Below are 435 nucleotides of genomic sequence, written 5' to 3'. Positions count from 1 at the left end.
GCCTTATCCCAAGGATTGGCAATCCACTCGCTGCCGTAATCGGATGGATAATTTGGCGCTGCCTGTCCGCTTTTAACTGCTGCAATTTTGCAATCTTTAATATACAAGCCTGGATACTCGCAAGACACTGCTGAAGCAATTTCAAAAGAAGATTGAGATTGCCCTACTGTATACCCTTGCTCTCCGTTAAAATTGCCATTGCCGTAATTCAACACAGCGGCAATAATAGATTCCGCATCGGCGGTTGCGGTGCCTCTTGAAACAGTAATATCGACATACAAGTCATATATTACTGCAGTGTTGAACTTCACGAAATAAGACAGTTGTGATTCTTCGTCGACAACTTCTATTCCATCAGGAGAGTTGACTGGATTGCCTTGGTTGGCAGCACCAAAGTCCCCCGGCTGGCCGCCCATTTTCGCTTTGAAAATAGTC

Annotated in this window: 1 protein-coding gene; it reads right to left on the bottom strand. The window is 45.3% G+C overall.

The genetic code is table 11. From position 1 onward, the window contains the following. Positions 1-435, bottom strand: a 435-nt coding sequence (locus Y887_RS20770) for a hypothetical protein (protein WP_046965611.1), incomplete at both ends; no start/stop codon positions are given.

This window comes from Xanthomonas pisi DSM 18956 (assembly GCF_001010415.1).
GTDB classification, from domain to species: Bacteria; Pseudomonadota; Gammaproteobacteria; order Xanthomonadales; family Xanthomonadaceae; genus Xanthomonas; species Xanthomonas pisi.
Note: the sequence above shows the minus strand (reverse complement) of the source record. Positions and strands in the feature narration are given on the sequence as shown.